The 17,875-nt window shown below is 28.9% G+C and carries 15 protein-coding genes and 1 other annotated feature; of the genes, 7 read left to right on the top strand and 8 right to left on the bottom strand.

What is annotated here, in order from left to right:
* The first annotated feature begins 226 nt into the window (after positions 1-226).
* The 6 genes from BUB83_RS18040 (at position 227) to thrB (ending at position 5,920) form a co-directional block, all read left to right on the top strand.
* A complete protein-coding gene (locus tag BUB83_RS18040; RefSeq protein ID WP_242950709.1) occupies positions 227-1,165 on the top strand; it encodes a DUF6263 family protein in 939 nt (312 codons plus the stop codon).
* A 68-nt stretch (positions 1,166-1,233) separates the two neighbouring features.
* Complete coding sequence (pepT, locus tag BUB83_RS18035) at positions 1,234-2,457, top strand: peptidase T (protein WP_073340447.1); 1,224 nt, start codon at positions 1,234-1,236, stop codon at positions 2,455-2,457.
* Between the two features lie 116 nt (positions 2,458-2,573).
* On the top strand, positions 2,574-3,143 hold the full coding sequence (locus BUB83_RS18030; protein WP_073340444.1) for a nucleoside recognition domain-containing protein: 570 nt from the start codon (positions 2,574-2,576) through the stop codon (positions 3,141-3,143).
* A 35-nt stretch (positions 3,144-3,178) separates the two neighbouring features.
* Positions 3,179-3,703 carry a spore maturation protein gene (locus tag BUB83_RS18025; RefSeq protein WP_073340443.1) on the top strand — a complete coding sequence of 175 codons (525 nt, stop codon included), beginning with the start codon at positions 3,179-3,181 and terminating at the stop codon, positions 3,701-3,703.
* A gap of 116 nt (positions 3,704-3,819) precedes the next feature.
* A complete protein-coding gene (locus BUB83_RS18020) occupies positions 3,820-4,881 on the top strand; it encodes a GGDEF domain-containing protein (RefSeq protein WP_073340440.1) in 1,062 nt (353 codons plus the stop codon).
* Positions 4,882-5,029: 148 nt separating this feature from the next.
* A complete protein-coding gene (thrB, locus tag BUB83_RS18015) occupies positions 5,030-5,920 on the top strand; it encodes a homoserine kinase (RefSeq protein ID WP_073340439.1) in 891 nt (296 codons plus the stop codon).
* Positions 5,921-6,020: 100 nt separating this feature from the next.
* Here the strand turns inward: thrB and BUB83_RS18010 are convergent, their stop codons facing one another.
* The 5 genes from BUB83_RS18010 to BUB83_RS17990 form a co-directional block, all read right to left on the bottom strand.
* On the bottom strand, positions 6,021-7,370 hold the full coding sequence (locus BUB83_RS18010) for an MATE family efflux transporter (protein WP_073340436.1): 1,350 nt from the start codon (positions 7,368-7,370) through the stop codon (positions 6,021-6,023).
* A gap of 93 nt (positions 7,371-7,463) precedes the next feature.
* The gene (locus tag BUB83_RS18005; protein ID WP_073340434.1) at positions 7,464-8,306 is read right to left on the bottom strand and encodes a polysaccharide deacetylase family protein; all 843 of its coding nucleotides are present in this window, start codon (positions 8,304-8,306) and stop codon (positions 7,464-7,466) included.
* A gap of 4 nt (positions 8,307-8,310) precedes the next feature.
* The gene (locus tag BUB83_RS18000; RefSeq protein ID WP_073340431.1) at positions 8,311-9,915 is read right to left on the bottom strand and encodes a hypothetical protein; all 1,605 of its coding nucleotides are present in this window, start codon (positions 9,913-9,915) and stop codon (positions 8,311-8,313) included.
* A 90-nt stretch (positions 9,916-10,005) separates the two neighbouring features.
* Positions 10,006-11,391, bottom strand: a complete 1,386-nt coding sequence (locus tag BUB83_RS17995; protein WP_073340428.1) for a sensor histidine kinase — start codon at positions 11,389-11,391, stop codon at positions 10,006-10,008.
* A gap of 1 nt (position 11,392) precedes the next feature.
* Complete coding sequence (locus BUB83_RS17990) at positions 11,393-12,076, bottom strand: response regulator transcription factor (protein ID WP_073340426.1); 684 nt, start codon at positions 12,074-12,076, stop codon at positions 11,393-11,395.
* Between the two features lie 185 nt (positions 12,077-12,261).
* Positions 12,262-12,508: a binding site (T-box leader), on the top strand.
* A 58-nt stretch (positions 12,509-12,566) separates the two neighbouring features.
* Between BUB83_RS17990 and metG the strand changes: the two genes are divergently transcribed.
* A complete protein-coding gene (gene metG, locus BUB83_RS17985) occupies positions 12,567-14,498 on the top strand; it encodes a methionine--tRNA ligase (RefSeq protein WP_073340423.1) in 1,932 nt (643 codons plus the stop codon).
* Positions 14,499-14,590: 92 nt separating this feature from the next.
* Here metG and BUB83_RS17980 read toward each other — a convergent pair whose 3' ends face one another.
* From BUB83_RS17980 to BUB83_RS17970, 3 genes are all read right to left on the bottom strand, one after another.
* The gene (locus BUB83_RS17980) at positions 14,591-15,817 is read right to left on the bottom strand and encodes an SLC45 family MFS transporter (RefSeq protein ID WP_073340422.1); all 1,227 of its coding nucleotides are present in this window, start codon (positions 15,815-15,817) and stop codon (positions 14,591-14,593) included.
* 2 nt (positions 15,818-15,819) lie between these two features.
* Positions 15,820-16,551, bottom strand: coding sequence for a glycerophosphodiester phosphodiesterase (locus tag BUB83_RS17975; RefSeq protein WP_073340419.1), 732 nt, complete (start codon positions 16,549-16,551; stop codon positions 15,820-15,822).
* A gap of 126 nt (positions 16,552-16,677) precedes the next feature.
* Positions 16,678-17,400, bottom strand: coding sequence for a lytic transglycosylase domain-containing protein (locus BUB83_RS17970; protein ID WP_073340418.1), 723 nt, complete (start codon positions 17,398-17,400; stop codon positions 16,678-16,680).
* Between the last annotated feature and the right edge of the window lie 475 nt (positions 17,401-17,875).

Below are 17,875 nucleotides of genomic sequence, written 5' to 3'. Positions count from 1 at the left end.
GAATTATTATGATATTTTTAAAAATATTTAATTGGTATACTATAATATTACAATATTTAGTATTTGTAATCAATAGTATATAGAAAAATCTATAGAAAATTTAGAAAATAAATTTTGAATAAATAAATTTTACAACAAAAAAACTGTTTTTTTATAATAAAAACCTTATTAAAAATTAATACTAATTATATAGTAATTCGAAATAAGGGAGGTTATATTTTTGAAGATGAAATTTAGATATATGATTATTATGTTGATTATTACAATTTTTATTCCAGCTTGCTCTATGAATAAAGTAGATGTTAAATTAAAGTTAAAGCAAGGAGATATGTTTCAAGTGGAAGAAAATTTTGAGAAAGATATAGTTAATGCATTAGAAGAAATAACAGAATTAAATAAAATCAAAAAAACAGTTAATTACGGAGTTTTTCTTAAAACTGTTGATGAAAGAAAAAATTTAGAGTTTATGGTTACAATGAAATCTATAAGTGCTAGTTTTACTATAAACGGACAAGAAAGTATACAATATAGTTCTGAATTTAATGAGATACAAGATAATAAAGTCAGCAAAGTGCTATCTTATTTAATAGATAAAACTTTTGTTGTTTATGTTAGGCAAGATGGGAAAGTAGATGAAGTTGTTGGTTTAGATGAAAGCATAAAGGATGGAATTGAAAATATACAATTTGACAGTTATGAGGAAAAAGAAAAGACTTCAAAATTGATTTATGAAGAATTCGGTAAAGATAATTTTATAAGTAAAATAAATAACATGAATATTTTGTATAAAGACCAAGGAGTTAAAAAGGGAGAGAAATGGACTACTGAAGGAGAGATGAAAGAAATAATTGATTTTGATGTAAAAAGTGAATTTAAAGTAGTAGAAATATCTGATGAAACTTTTAAGGTTGATAGAAAATCAGAATTTACTACAAATGAGCAATTAAGTAAAAAAATAATAAACGCTAATGCTTATGAATTTGATTTAAAAGGAAAAGAAGAGGGCGAATTATATTTAGATAAAGAAAGTGGGATTATAAAAAGTTTAACTAGTTCTTTTTCAGGGGAAGGAATAATAAAGGTAACTTCAAACGATGCTAATGAAGGAGCAATAGAATATCCAATAAATGTTAAAGTTAAAACCAATATTTCTGTTTCTAAGTAAATCTATTATAATTTTCTTATATAGTTTATAATAAAAGAATCAGAATATATAACTATCGGAGGAATATAATGGATAATTTAAAAGAAAGATTTTTAAGATATGTGAAAGTTGATACAAGAGCAGATGAAGATGCTAACAAAACTCCTAGTACGGAAAGCCAGCTTGTATTTGCTAAAGAGTTAGTTAAAGAGTTAAAAGATATAGGATTAGTAGAGGTATCTGTAGATGAGAAAGCTTATGTTATGGCTACTTTGCCATCGAATATAGAAAAAAGTATTCCTACAATTGGATTTATAGCTCATATGGATACAGCGCCTGATTATTCAGGGACAAATGTAAAACCTAATATAATAGAAAATTATGATGGGAAAGATATTTTATTAAATAAAGAAGAAAATATTATTATGAAGGTTAAAGACTTCCCAGAATTAAAACAGTATAAATCACATACATTAATTACTACAGATGGAACTACATTATTAGGAGCAGATGATAAAGCAGGAATAGCTGAAATAATCACAGCTATGGAGTATTTAATAGCCCATCCAGAAATTAAACATGGTAAAATACGTATTGGATTTACTCCAGATGAAGAAATAGGTCAAGGGGCAGATTACTTTGATGTTGAAAAATTTGGAGCTCAATTAGCTTATACTATGGATGGTGGTAAAATTGGGGAATTGCAATTTGAAAATTTTAATGCAGCAGGAGTTAAAATTAACGTAAAAGGAAGAAATGTTCACCCAGGTAGTGCAAAAGGTAAAATGATAAATTCTATTTTTATAGGGAATGAATTGATGAATAAACTACCCAAAGATGAAGTTCCTGAAAAAACTTGTGGATATGAAGGGTTTTACTTCTTGACAGATTTTAAAGGTTCAGTTGAAGATACAAGTTTAGAGCTAATTATAAGAGATTTTTGTAGAGAAAATTTTGAAAAAAGAAAAGAATTTTTATTTTCTTTAGAAAAAGAATTAAATCAAAGATATGGTGAGGGAACTATAACTATTGAAATAAAAGATCAGTATTTTAACATGAAGAAAAAATTTGAGGATAAAATGTATATAGTAGATAAAGCTAAGAAAGCAATGGAACTATGTGGGATAGAAGCGATTGTCGACCCAATTAGAGGCGGAACTGATGGAGCAAGGCTTTCCTTTATGGGATTGCCAACTCCAAATATTTTTGCTGGAGGACACAATTTTCATGGTAAATTTGAGTTTGTACCATTATCTTCTATGGAGAAAGCCGTTGAAGTTATTATAAAAATAGCTGAATTATATGGTGAATAATTAAAAAGCAAACCTAGATATCAATAAATGGTATCTAGGTTTATTTTTTTATGTTTACATAAATCTAAAATATAGCTCATAAAATATACTAATATTACTGAATAAAAGGAGTACACATGATTAATATTATTTGGTTTTTTATTATTGCAATAGGCGTTATTTTTGGACTAGCTACAGGAAAAGGAGAAATTTTATCTAAGTCAATTATAAATTCTACAGAAGATTCAGTAACTTTGATTATTGGATTAATTGGTTTAATGTGTTTATGGAGTGGTGTAATGAAGATTGCTCAAAAAAGTGGTATAACAGATAAATTATCTAAACTTTTAAATCCTATTTTAAGAGTTTTGTTTAAAACCGCTTCTCCAGAAGCTATGGGCAGTATATTAATGAATTTAACTTCCAATATGATGGGGTTGTCTAATGCTGCTACACCTTTTGGCGTGAAAGCAATGGAGGAAATGCAAAAGGGAAATAAGGATAAAGATACAGCAACTAATGATATGGCTTTATTTTTAGTTTTAAATGCGGCTTGTATACAATTAATACCCACCTCAGTAATTTCAATGAGAGCAGCCTGTGGATCTTCTAATCCGGGAGTGATAATAGTACCGGCTATACTAGCTACAGGATTTGCTTCAATTATGGGAATTTTTTATTGCAAAATTTTAGAAAGGTTTTTTTGATATAATGGCATCATTAAAAGATTGGAGGAAATCAATTGAAATATTTTATAATATCTATTATTCCTATACTTATTGTTTTTATAGTGATTTATGGCGGGATAAAGAAAGTTAAAGTTTATGAATGTTTTGTGGAGGGGGCAAAGGAAGGTCTTACATTATGTTTCAATATTTATCCATACTTATTAGCAATGTTAGTAGCAGTAGGAATTTTTAGATCCTCTGGGGCTTTAGATTATTTGATTTATCTTGCAAAGCCATTAGTTGATTTTATAGGACTTCCACCAGAAATACTTCCATTAGTCATGATAAAACCTTTATCAGGAAGTGGAGCTCAAGGAGTTTTTGTATCCATACTTAAAGAATATGGAGCTGATACATACATAGGAATACTAGCTTCAGTAATTATAGGAACTACGGAAACTATTTTTTATACTTTAACAGTTTATTTTGGGGCAGTGAATATAAAAAAAATAAGACATACGCTTTGGGCAGCATTATTAGCGGACTTAACAGCAATTATTGCAGCTATTACTATAGTGAATATTATGTTCAATAAGTAAAAAAATAATATTATACATTTATTAGAAATTGTAAAGGTAGTGCAAGTATAATATAATGGAATAAAGAACATAAAACAGTATTCTTAAACTAAAAATATAAGACATGAGGTATGCATATGATGAAAAAAATTGAGTATGATAAAAAAGGTTTTATTCAAGATGTTCTAAAAGAGAATATATACACTTTGCATATTTTTTTCTTTATAATTGCTGTTTCGGATTTGATAGTATGTTTATTTCAACTATGGATACAAGATTTTAATAGGCCCATTAATGTTGAATATATCATACAAGCATCTCCAATAGTATTTGGATTTGTGGAATATTTTAGATTGAAAAAGTGGCTAAAAGAAGGTCAGGTTAAAAACAAAAAATCTTATATATATATTGATATTGGGATTATAATGTTTTGGGGTATTTTGGCAACTATGATAGATATAAATTCATCTTTAGGATTAACCGCACATGTAATTATGTTATTTGTAGTAGTGGAAATGCTTTATCATTCACCTATTGTAAGTTTTATGATTTCTATAATCCCTTCAATAATATTATCTTTGTTAATACTATATTTTAAAGATAATATAATATATTCAACTATAAATGTAATGGTAGTAATGGGGTTATCTTTTTTCATATGGATGTCCTCTTTGAGTAAATATAAGTTAAAACTTCAACTATTTATAGAGAAAAAACAATTAGAAAAATTATCAAAAACTGATTTGCTTACAAATTTATACAACCATACCGAAATTTTAAATATTTTAAAAACTACATTAATAGGGCATATTGATGAGAATTATACTGTAGGAATAATAATGATGGATATTGATTATTTTAAAGTTGTAAATGATCAATATGGACATCAAAAAGGTGATTATATTTTAAAAGAAGTAGCTTTACTTATAAAAAATATAGTAGCGGATATGGGGTTTGTAGGTAGATATGGTGGAGAAGAATTTTTGATTGTTCTAAAGCACTTAGAAGTAGAACAAATGATTGAAATAGGACAAGCTATAAGAAGTAAAGTTGAAGGCTACGACTTTAATGGGATAAAAATCACTATAAGTGGTGGTTTTAAAGAATGTAACAGTGAAAATTTCACAAGTGCTATTAAAGATGCAGATAATAATTTATATAAGGCTAAAACTCAAGGAAGAAATAAAGTGTGTTTTTGAGAAAGAAGGATAAACTAATAGAAGTAGATTTTAAAAGGATTCTATATTTATACAAAATAATTAATTATTATTACAAAAATATTGAATATAGCAATTTGATATGATATTATAATTCAAAAGAAAACACAACTTAAAGGACGTGCAGAATATGATAAAAGTTAGAGTGCCAGCTACTACTGCCAATATGGGGCCAGGTTTCGATGTTTTTGGTATGGCGTTACAATATTATAATGAAATTGAATTTGAAGAAATAAAGCAAGGTTATGAATTTTATAGCGAAGGGAAAGAAACTGATATCCCTATAAAAGAGAATTTAATAATAAACAGTTTTTTAAAAATATTAAGGAAATATAATTACGAAATAAAAGGTTTTAGAATAAATATATCTAAAGCCAAGATACCCCTTTCAAGAGGTATGGGGAGTAGTTCCTCTTGTATTGTAGCAGCTATAGTTGCGGCAAATACTTTCCTGGGAAATATATTATCAAAAGAAGATATAATAAAAGAAGCTACTGAAATAGAGGGACATCCTGATAATGTTGTTCCAGCTTTTTTAGGTGGAATGGTTATATCTACTATGGTAGAAAAGCAAGTTATTTACTCAAAGGTGAAAGTTCCAAAGAGTTTAAGTATGGTAGTTATGATACCAAATTTTAAAACGAGTACTGAAGAAGCAAGACAAGTATTACCTAAAAATTATACCAGAGAAGATTGTGTATATAATATATCTAGAGCAGCATTACTTGTAAATGCTTTGAATAATAATGAATTGGACAAACTAAGAGTAGCAATGGGAGATAAAATTCATCAAGAATATCGTAAGACATTGATTAATAACGCAGATGATGTTTTTAGAAAGTCTGAAGAGTTTGGTGCTTTAGCAGAATTTGTTAGCGGATCAGGGCCTACATTGATGGCTATCATACATGAAGATAATTCGGAATTTGTAGATAAAATGGAAGCTTTTTTAGCTACCCTAGACAATGAGTGGGAAGTTCATTTGTTAAAACCTGATTTTAATGGAACGACTGTAATATAATATTTAAGTTTGTAGGGTCGGGTTTCAATGCCCGCCCGTTATAGCATACCCACTCGTTGTAGTGGGTACTGGTCGGCGTGGAAACCGACCCCTACAGAAGCTATTGAACAAACCTAGAAGTAAGCTTTTTCCTAAATACAAATATCATAAAAACAGCCTCAAAAATCCACTGAACTGCAGTTATCCACCAAACATAAACTACGGAGAAGTTCATTATATAAATAAAGTAATACATTAAAGGTAATCTTATAAACCAACTTGAGATGAAGGATATTTTAAAAGGGATTTTTGTATCACCAGCTCCTTTTAAGGCACCTCCTAATATCATAGAGATGGCTATAGGAATTTGTTCAAGAGCAGCTATTTTCAAGCATTGTATTCCTAGAGTAATTACATCTACTTCATCTTTAGTTATAAATAGTTTTATAAAGAACGTAGGAAATAGAAAGAAAATCAATGAACATATACCCATTAAAAAGGTACCTAAGGCAACAGAGGCATAAGCATATTCTTTAGCTTCTTTATACTTTTTCTCACCTGTTTTTTGACCTACTAAAGTGGTAGCTGCAATAGCAAAACCCCAACCAGGCATAAAGGATAAAGATTCTATGGTGGTGGTTATTTGGTTAGCAGCAAATGATACCTCTCCTATACGCATTATCATAAATACGCAAAGTAAACGACTGATATCAAAAGAGGCTTCTTGAAGGGAGGAAGGAATTGCCAATTTAATAACTTCTTTTACATCAGTTATTGAATAGCTTAGTAATAATTTAGGGCGTAGTTTTATATTTGATTTTTTCCATAGATATATAGAAGAGAATATAAAACCAATAGTATGAGCTACAGCAGTAGCTATAGCAGCACCAGCAATACCTAGCTCAGGAAAGTTAAATAAGCCGAATATCAGAATAGCATCCAAACTTAAATTAATAATATTTATAATCCCAGATGTAATTAATGGAGTTAACGTGTTTCCATATCCTCTTAATATACCATTTAGCATAGCGGTTAGCATATTAAAGAATAATCCAAAAGAAACTATCTTCATATAAATTGTTCCCAAACGTAAAACGTTAGAATTAGCACCTGCTAGAATTAAAATATCCTTGGCAAATACAAAAAGTGTGATGGTTATTATAAGTGACAATAAAGTTCCGATTACGAATCCAATAGTTGCAAATTTTTCGGTGGCAGAAATATCATTAGCTCCAAATTTTCTTGCAACAAGTGAAGTCATAGCCACAGAAATACCTATAGAAATAAATATATTTACAAAGGTATAAAGAATTTCAGAGGATAAACCCACAGCACTTACGGCAGTTTTACCACCATATCTTCCTACCATCATAGTATCTAAAACCCATATCATCATATATAAAATCATTTCACCTACTGCAGGTAAAGCTAATTTTAAAACATCTTTAGTTACTTTTCTATTTATAAACATAAAATACCCCCATGTAAGTTATCTTTATAATATTAATTTATTATGGGGGTATTTACAAGAAAATTATGATAAAGATTTTTACATACATTTGAACTATTTTGTTAATGCTTCTAAGGTTTTAAAGGTGTAACCTTCTTGTTGCAAAAATTCAATTACGGCTGGTAAAGCTTCTGCAGTGGTAGTTTTTGGAGTAGCATCATGCATCAGTACAATAAGTTTTTTTTGATTATTATAGGTTTCTTTTATTTGTTCAAGAATTTTATCTGTTTCTAGTGTATTAGCTAAATAATCTCCATTTATACAATTCCAATCTACATAGTGATAACCGGCAGCAGAAACAACTTCTCTATGGGCTGCTTTGCTTTTTTGGAAAGCTCCTTGAGGGAATCTGATTAATTTATAATCATAACCAGGTATAATTTCTTTTAGCACATCTTCAGCTTTATGAATATCTTTCATAAAATTGTCAGGGTTAGCATATAAATATTCTTCATCATGTCCATAAGTGTGATTAGCAACTATATGACCATTGTTATGTTCTTGTAGTACGAGTTCAGGAAATCTTTCAGCTTTCAAACCTAGTACAAAAAAAGTGGCTTTAACATTATATTCATCAAGGACCTTTAGTATTTCAGGTGTAACTTCTGTAGAAGGGCCATCATCAAAGGTTAAATAAGCTATTTTTTCAGGATCAGCTACGGTGTCATTATCAGTGGAATTATTTGCATCTTCTTTGATTTCAGAAGGAGTTTCATTTTTAGTGCTATTTTCAGTTGGCTGTGAAGATTTATCTTCTTCTATAAGTGTAGTTGAATTGTTATTGTTGTTCTCTGGTGTATTTCTAGCACATCCAGATAGTAAAACAGACATTACAAGAAATGATGCCATTAAAAAAAAGTTAAGTGTTTTAGTATGAGGAATTCTTTTGTTATTCATGTAATCAATCCTTTAAATTATTTTTTAATAAATTTACTGTTTCAGTCCAAGAGTCTACATAATTTCCAGTAGCCCATTGTGACATTACGGGAATTTCACCTTCTTTTAAATCTATTTCTAAAAGAGAACTACTTGATAGAACTCCATTTTCCATAGAATAAAGAAGAATTTTTTTGTCTGTAAGAATTATAACAAAATTTTCTATTGGAGAAGAATAAGCATCTACGGCCTCAGGAACTTTTTCTTTTATAGATAACCAAGATGGATATAAAGTATCAAAAGAAACTAATTCTCTAGGAGGAACCATAGGAATAGGAAAACTACATAGTGTTCCTTTAGCAGCTTTATCAATAATATCTAGAGATCCTTTTAAAATCCACTGACCATTTTCTCGAGTAACTCCATAACTTAGCTCATCTACAGAAGAATTTAAAGAGTTTTTAGTTTTGTCATCTACTGAATTTAGAAAAGCAATAGCGCCTTCTTGTAACAATGTATAACCGGATTCTCCTAATATTTTTTTGATCGGTATTGAGGTTTCATTATTACTATATAAAGTATCAATAGAAATCATTCTCATAAATTCATAATTAAAATAAGATGTTTCATTTTTTTCTAAAGTGATTCCTTTATAATTAAGCGACAAATAATCATTGCCAATAAAATTTATATCTAACAAGTGATTAAATTCTATATCTTCATATAATGGCCTACTATTTTTTTGTGTGGAGCTATTTGAATTTAAAGGTATAGCTGATAGGTAATCTTGTACATAATTATTTCCTAGCACTCTATTTACATCAATTCGCCAGAAACCTGTTTTTCTTGGGAGTAAAATAGTAGGAACTTCTTTAACTGGATTTACATAATATCCATTAAAGGAAATCCATAGAGTTCTATAAGTAGGTTCCATTACGTTGTCATTTATCAAATAAGGAGTTTCAGTATCTTTTTTTTCATAGCTTTTTAGGCCTAAAAGTATACCAGATTGAGTTAAATTATTCTCTAAGGAATCTTTTTCTTCCTCTACCATAGAATCACTTTGTATCAAGCTAGATGTTATGGTAGGGGAAATGTTTTCTATTAATTGGCTTGCTTTAGATTTAGATGTTTCCGTTGTTTCCTTATCGTCTACTCTTTTTAAATAATATAATATATCATTAAAGGATGTGACAACAGAGTCTTCATTTATAAAAGCAAAATTATTTAAAAATACATTTTCACTACTAAGGGTTACTACTTTTATATAATCACTACGAAAATTTATGCTTTTAGGATTTAATTTATAGCTATTAATGAAGTAATCCTCAGCACAAACTGATTTTATTTTATAATTCAAGTTAAAGTATTCAGAACTATTTATATCAGCTTTATCTTTTGTAAAGATAAGATAGGTACCTAAAAGTGAGGAGGTATTAGGTTTTGATTCAGTAAAATCTAAGGGAACCAAGGTGTTTTCTACTATCCATGTACCATATAGAGAAATATTATTTTTTTCTGGGGGCGAAATTTCAGCGGTGTAGGATATTTTAGAGGTATTGCATGATGTTAGTGTAGTTATAAACAAAACTATGAAAGTAATTAAAAATATATATTTTTTATGTTTCATCATGATGCCTCCCTTTATTTTTAGTATATATTTAATTATAAAGCATTAAAAAAATATTAGGTTACAAAGTTATTAATAATTTTACAAGTATTATTGTAAAGGAAGTGATAATTTAACAATAGTTCCTTTGCCCTCTGTACTTTCAATAAATAAATCTCCATTATGAAGATTCATGATTTCTTTGCAGATAGATAAACCTATTCCATTTTTAGAATTAGAGTTTTTACCTTTATAAAATTTTTGTGTAATATGAGGTAAATCTTTTGAGGAAATACCTGACCCTGTATCTTCGATAGTAATAAAAATAAAATTATTTTTTATTTTTGTTTTTATATATATATAATCTCCGGGTAATGTAAAATTAAAAGAATTGTCTAGAACATTTAATATTGTTTGAGTTAATCTATTTTGATCAATATTAATAAAAGGAAGATTACTTTCAAAATTTGTAGTCAGATTAATATCTAAATTTAGAATTCTTGGTTTTATTTTTTTTATAAATTCTTCTAGAAAATAATTTAAATCAGTTTTAGTTTTAGATAAAGTTATTTTTCCAGAGGACAATTTTGAGAAGTCTAATAAATCTTCCACTAAGGTGCTTAATCTATCCGTTTCATTTTCTATAATTTTTAATCCTTCTTTAAAATCATCGGAATCTTTTGGGGCTATATACTCTAAGGTTATAGCCCACCCTTTAATAGAAGTCAATGGAGTTCTAAGTTCATGAGAAACTGAGGCTATAAATTCATCCTTCAATTTAGCATTCTTTAAAATTTCTTTCGACATAATATTAAGAGTATCAGTTAATTTACCTAATTCATCCTCACTTATTTTTTCTATTTCTTCGTTATAATTTCCTTTAGCTAGATTTTCAGCACCCTTAGTTATTATTGAGAGTGGTTTAGTTATAGTAGAAGCGATAAATATACTAACAATTGCGGATACAAATATAATTAATAAACCCAAACCAAATAAATAATAAGATATCCTAGAAATAGTAGCATCGATTTTTCTTAAGGAGGTTACAAATCTTAGTACCCCCACTATTTCTGTGTTGGATTTTAATGGATAAGCTACACTCATTAATTTTTCATTAGTTTGTTCAGAGATTTCAATATTATATCCTAATTCATTCATCAAAGCAGAAGAAAAGTCTTTTGTTTTTATAGCTGAAGCAGGAAAAAAACCTATGGAATCCATTAAAATATTTCCATTAATATCGAGAATTTGAACTTCCGCATTTGTGTTTTTCCAAAATATATCAACATCATTAGCAATGTTTTTTTCCAATGATTCATTTGAGAGATATGTATTATAAAAATTTGAGGATAATTCTATTTCATTTACTAAAATCTCTTTAGCATTAGAGTAATAATACTTTTGCAATAGTGAAATTAAACCTACTTCCGCAAGTAAAACAGTTATTATAATTATAACTAAATAACTTAAAGTTAATTTTCTTTTTATGGATTTCAAATCAATTCTCCTTCCATATATATCCCATACCCCATATGGTTTCTACATAATCAGGCTCGGAAGGATTTTTTTCAAGTTTACTTCTTAAACGACGGACGTTAACATCTACAATTTTAGGGTCACCAATGTAATTATAACCCCATACTAAATCTAATAGCTCGGACCTGTTTAACACCTTATTTTTGTTTTCTATTAGGATTTTAAGCAAAAGAAATTCTTTGGGTGTAAGGTTTAGCTGAAGATTGTCCTTGGATACTAGTTTAGCGTCTAAATCAATTTTAAAAGGGCCAGATATAAGATTATTACTTTTAGATTTAGAGTCCATTCTTCTCAATAATGATTGAATGCGTGCAGAAAGTTCTAAAGGATTAAAAGGTTTTACCAAATAATCATCAGCTCCATGATTTAACCCTTCGATTTTGTCTTTATCTTGGCTTCTGGCGGTTAACATAATAATGCCTATATTAGGATTAGTTTCTCTTATTTTTTTGCAAACTTCGAACCCATTAATACCTGGGAGCATTACATCTAAAAGAACAACTAAAGGACTTTCCTGATTTACAATATCAAGTCCTGCTTCACCAGAATCAGCTTCCAATACATTAAAACCATGCTTTTTTAAAACTATTTTTGTAAATCTTCTTATAGATGCCTCGTCTTCAACTAAAAGAACTTTTTCATTCATGGAATATCAACCTTTCTATATAAGATTTATCTTTGATTAATTTAAAAATACAAGTTATTTATTTCGCACCAAATAAATTATATCATAATATTTGTAAGAGTTCAGTGGAATAATTATTTAATTTTGGGATATCATATTGACATAAGAGCGTATTTATCATAATATTTTAGTATAAGAATATATTTTGCATTGCGTTGAAGAGAAGAGTAGTAAATGAAAGTGTTTAAAGAGAGCTAGGAAAGGTGAGAACTAGCAACATAGAAATTTATGAACATGGCCTTGGAGCAAATTGCCTGAAATTAAGTAAGGTTTTTCGGTAGCAACCGTTATATTGTAGGGTGATAAAATCCATTTTAGGAGGAGTCACTTATTAAGGTCTTTATAGTGATATAAAGATAAAATAGGGTGGTACCGCGTATATACGTCTCTAAGTAAAATATTGCTTAGGGCTTTTTTGTGTTCAAAAATCAATCAAACTAGGAGGAAGAAAATGAGTAAAGGGAATTATTATATTACAACACCAATTTATTATCCATCAGCAAATCTTCATATAGGAAACACATACACTACGGTTGCAGCTGATGCTATTGCAAGATTTAAGAAAACTACAGGGTATGATACATTTTTCTTAACAGGCACAGACGAGCATGGCCAAAAACTTCAAAGAATTGCTGAAGAAAAAGGGGTTACACCAAAAGAGTATATTGATGTAGTTGTGGACGGAATAAAAGATCTTTGGAAGTTGATGAATATTGATTATGATAAATTTATTAGAACTACAGATGATTATCATAAGAAAACTGTTCAAAGAATATTTAAACAACTTTATGATCAAGGAGATATTTATAAAGACCATTATGAAGGAAGATATTGTACTCCTTGTGAATCTTTCTGGACTGAAACTCAATTAGTAAATGGAAATTGTCCTGATTGCGGAAGACCAGTTGAAACAGCAAGAGAAGAAGCTTATTTCTTTAAAATGTCTAAGTATGCAGATAGATTAATAGAGTATATTGAAGCAAATCCAGATTTTATTCAACCAGAATCAAGAAAAAATGAAATGCTTAATAATTTCTTAAGACCAGGTCTTCAAGATTTATGTGTTTCAAGAACTACTTTTGATTGGGGAATTCCTGTTTCTTTTGATGAAAAACACGTTATCTATGTTTGGGTAGATGCTTTATCAAACTATATAACTGCTTTAGGATATGATCAAGATAATGATGAATTATACCAAAAATACTGGCCAGCAAATGTTCACCTAGTAGGAAAAGATATTTTAAGATTCCATACAATTTATTGGCCAATTATGTTAATGGCTTTAGGGTTAGAATTACCTAAACAAGTATTTGGTCATGGATGGTTATTAGTAGATGGCGGAAAAATGTCAAAATCTAAAGGTAATGTGGTAGACCCAGTTGTACTTGTAGAAAATTTTGGAGTAGATGCTGTTAGATATTATCTTCTTCATGAAATTCCATTTGGCCAAGATGGTATATTCAATAGTGAATTATTTATTAAGAAAACAAATGCAGATTTAGCCAATGATTTAGGAAACTTATTAAATAGAACTATTGCTATGCTTAATAAGTATTTTGATGGAGAAATTCAACCGCCTACAGCAAAAGAAGATATTGATGATGAATTAATAAAACTTGCTTTAGAAGCACCAGGAAAAGTAGAAGCTAGAATGGATGCACTAAAATTACCAGAAGCTTTAGATGAAATTTGGACTTTAGTTAGAAGAAGTAATAAATATATAGATGAAACTATGCCTTGGATACTTGCAAAAGATGAAGCTAAAAAAGAAAGACTAGGAACAGTATTATATAACTTAATAGAAAGTTTAAGATTTGTAGCTGTTATGGTTTCATCATTCTTGCCGGATACTAGTGCAAAAATGAGTGAACAATTGAAAATTGAACTTACTAGCTGGGATAGCGTAGCCTCTTTTGATGGAACAAAAGCTGGAACAAAATTAGGAGTTGGAGAGCCAATTTTCCCAAGAATAGATGTAGAGAAAAAATTAGAAGAGCTTGAAAAAATAAGAGAAGCTCAAATAAAAGCAAATGAAGTTCCACAAATGGAGCCAATCAAACCAGAAATCACAATAGAAGATTTTGAAAAGATTGATTTAAGAGTAGCAAAAGTACTTGAGTGCGAGCCGGTTAAAAAAGCTAAAAAACTTTTAAAACTAAAACTAGAATTTGGAACAGAAACACGCCAAGTAATTTCAGGTATAGCGCAGTACTATAAACCAGAAGATTTAGTAGGTAAGTATGTAGTTATAGTTGCAAACTTAAAGCCTGTTAAATTAAGAGGGGAATTATCAGAAGGAATGATAATAGCTGCTTCTGATGATAAGGATAAATTATTTGTAGTAAATCCAGGGGAACTTCCAACTGGATCTGTAGTAAGATAAGTTAAATACAATTTAATTAAAAAATATTATCAAACTAAAATGGAACCTATAGAATAGACACTTAAAAAAGTCTATTCATATAGGCTGTTTTTTTATACAATAAAATCAGAAACTTTAACAATCGGGCTTTCTGTAGAAGAATCTTTGATGAGTAGTATAAATATTAATGCTATGACAAAGAACAGTGTTCCATAAACAAACATGAATTGATATCCTATTTTATCCATGATAAAGCCCAGTGCTGGTGGAGAAACTATGGCTGCTATAGATGAAAAGAAATAGTAAAAGCCTGTATAAGTACCAACTTGTCCTTCGGGAGCCATATCTGTAACAAAAGGGTAGGAATTTATATTTATCATAGCCCAAAATAAGCCGCATATTGAAAAAAGAATTCTTATAAGTATTATACTTTTTACAAAGGCTAGAATTATGAAACACATTAGCATACCAATAATACCAAGTGTTATGGTTTTTTTCTTGCCTAATTTTGTACCTAAAATACCAGAGGGCACAGCAAATAATAAAAAAGAAAGAGAAATAAAGGTTAAAGTACTGGCAGCTGTTCCACCTGATACTCCAATATACCTTTGTCCATAAAGAGTAAATAAGGCTTCGATGCCTTGAAAAGATATAAACCAGCTACAAATTGCGAAAAGAAGATATAAAGTATTTTTATTTTTAAAAAGAGATTTTGTATTTTTCAAAAAACTAAGATTATTTATGGTTTCTTTTTCATAGTTGATAGAGTCTCTTTTTTCTTTTATAAATGTGAAAAGAATGAGTAAGGAAAAAAGCATAAGAATTGCTGCCATATAGAAAGGAAACTTTTCACTTTTACCCCATAGAATAGAGCCCACAAAATAACCAAGAACAGAGCCTAGTCCACCCATGACATTTATTATACTGTTAGCCATACTTCTATTTTGGGGAGGAGTAATATCTGGCATCAAAGAAACTACAGGAGATCTAAAAATGCTCATGCATAAGTTCATAATAACAAGAAATAGGATAAGAGTTTTTACACTACTATAATTAGGTAAAATAAATATAAATAAAGCAGCTAAGGGCATGCCTATCATGATAAAAGGCATCCTTTTACCAAATTTAGTATTAATAGAATCACTCATACTTCCTACGGCAGGTTGTATAAAAAGAGCAAAATAGTTATCAAAAGTCATTATAAAACCAATAAGAGCTGTGCTTTCAATAAATTTACCTAACAATAAGGGTATGAAAGCGTTATATACAGACCAGGTAATGCTAATAGCAAAAAAGCCAAAGCCAAGCAAAAATACTTTTGAATATTTATTTAGTTTCATAATTATTCCCCCAGTATGATTTTTAGTTTTTCAGGATAATTTGTTATAATACCATCTACTTTTGCGGATGCAAAGAATTTCATATATTTTTCATCGTTTACTGTAAAAGTATTTATCATTATACCGGATTTTTGTATACCAGTTATGATATCTTGATTTAAAGCGTAAAAGTATGGGTGGAGGGCATCAGCGACTACATATTTTATGTAAGTTTCTGGTTTATAAAGACCAGACATGTAAAGAAGACCAGTTTTTATATTTGATGAAATTTCTTTACATTTAACCATGGAATAGTGATTAAAACCTGATAAAATAACTTTGTTATCCATATTATATTTATAAATCATATCTATCACTTTTTCTTCAATATTGGGGTATTGTATTATATTACTTTTTAATTCTAAGTTAATTTTTAACTTTGTTTTACTTGTGAGTTCTAGAAACTCTTTTAATGTAGGGATTGTACAGCTTGAATAATCTTGAGAAAACCATGAGCCAGCATCTAATTTTTTTATTTCTTTTAAAGAATAATCTTTAAGTAAACCATTACCGTTAGTAGTTCTATTTAATTGTTCATCATGAAGAATAACAAGTTCTCCATCTTTGGTCATTTGAACATCTGTTTCAATACCAGTAGCTCCCATTTCAATAGCTTTTTCAAAGGCTAGCATAGTATTTTCAGGGTAATTTCCACTAGCGCCTCTATGGGCATAATTAATAGTCAAAATAATCATCTCCTTAAAAATAATTACAAATTATAGTTATTACTATTGTATACCTTTTGAGTTAAATTGTAATTAAAAAGATATTAATCTTGTGTTAAGATTAATATCTTTTGTGAAAAGTATTATTTTATAAAATTAAGCATTTTTAAAGTCCTCATAATTAGATATAACTTTATATACATAATTAACAGTTTCTTTTGGCATCTTTGAAATTTCACTAACAGTATTTACTCCTAGTCTATTCATTCTACCTATTCCACCATTATAAGCGGAAAGAGCTAGTTTAACATCTCCATCAAAATTATCAATTAATGACTTTAAATATTTTGTACCACCATCAATATTTTGGGATATGTCAAAAGAGTCAGTTACACCCAAACCTTTTGCAGTAGAAGGCATAAGCTGCATAAGACCTTCAGCACCTGCAGAAGATTTAGCATTAGGATTAAAAGACGATTCTTGTTTAATTACAGCAGAAATTAAATTGCTATCTACTCCATATTTTTGTGAAGCTAAATTTATTGCAGAGGATATTTCATTATTATTTATTGAAAGATTTAAATTAGTAGATTTTTCTGAACTAGAATTATTCCCATAGAAGTTGGAAGTAAGAAGTTCCGGGTTATTTCTTAAAGTTGATATCATAGTGGCTAAGCTATCAAGGCCGCTAAAATTATCTTCAGTATTTGAACTATTAAAATTAGAACTATCAAGGGAGAGTGAACTTATACTAGTTTGATTTTGTAGCATTAAACTAAGAAGCATTGAAAATGTTTTAGCGGAGTCTTTTTCATCGGAAATCAAATTAGAATTTAAGTTGTTAACAGATAGAATTTGAGTCAATTGATTTATATTCATAAGTAAAAATCACCTCGTAAATTACAGTTTTTTATATTAAAATATACTAAGTTTTATTCAAGTATATTATAACATGGTTTTCTTGTTATAGTGAAATATTAAATATTTTTCGTTTGTTAAAATAACTAATTATATGTTATAATCAACCTGCAATGCATGGAATAGAGTAATAGATAGACTCTCGGAATAAATTGAAAATAACATTAAAAAAAGTAATAAATTAACTGGGAATTCTATTTGTGTTCTAAAAGTAGCTTAATTTAGTATTCAATTTGTAAAAAAGGGCATGGCAAATAAACCTACGAGGTTGAATTTTTTTTAAATTCTTTAAAACCATAGATTAGTTAAAAATAATTTTTTTAAGATCTAAAGAATCATTATTATGGCTCTGCCAAGCATCAATGTGCTGGCACATCATGATTGCATAAGTACGGATATACCACATTTTAGTAGAACGATGGCGACCATCTTCTAA

Source organism: Clostridium grantii DSM 8605, from assembly GCF_900129965.1.
Classification (GTDB): Bacteria; Bacillota; Clostridia; order Clostridiales; family Clostridiaceae; genus Clostridium_AF; species Clostridium_AF grantii.
The sequence above is the reverse complement of the archived record's forward strand: the minus strand, read 5'-3'. Positions and strand labels throughout refer to the sequence as shown.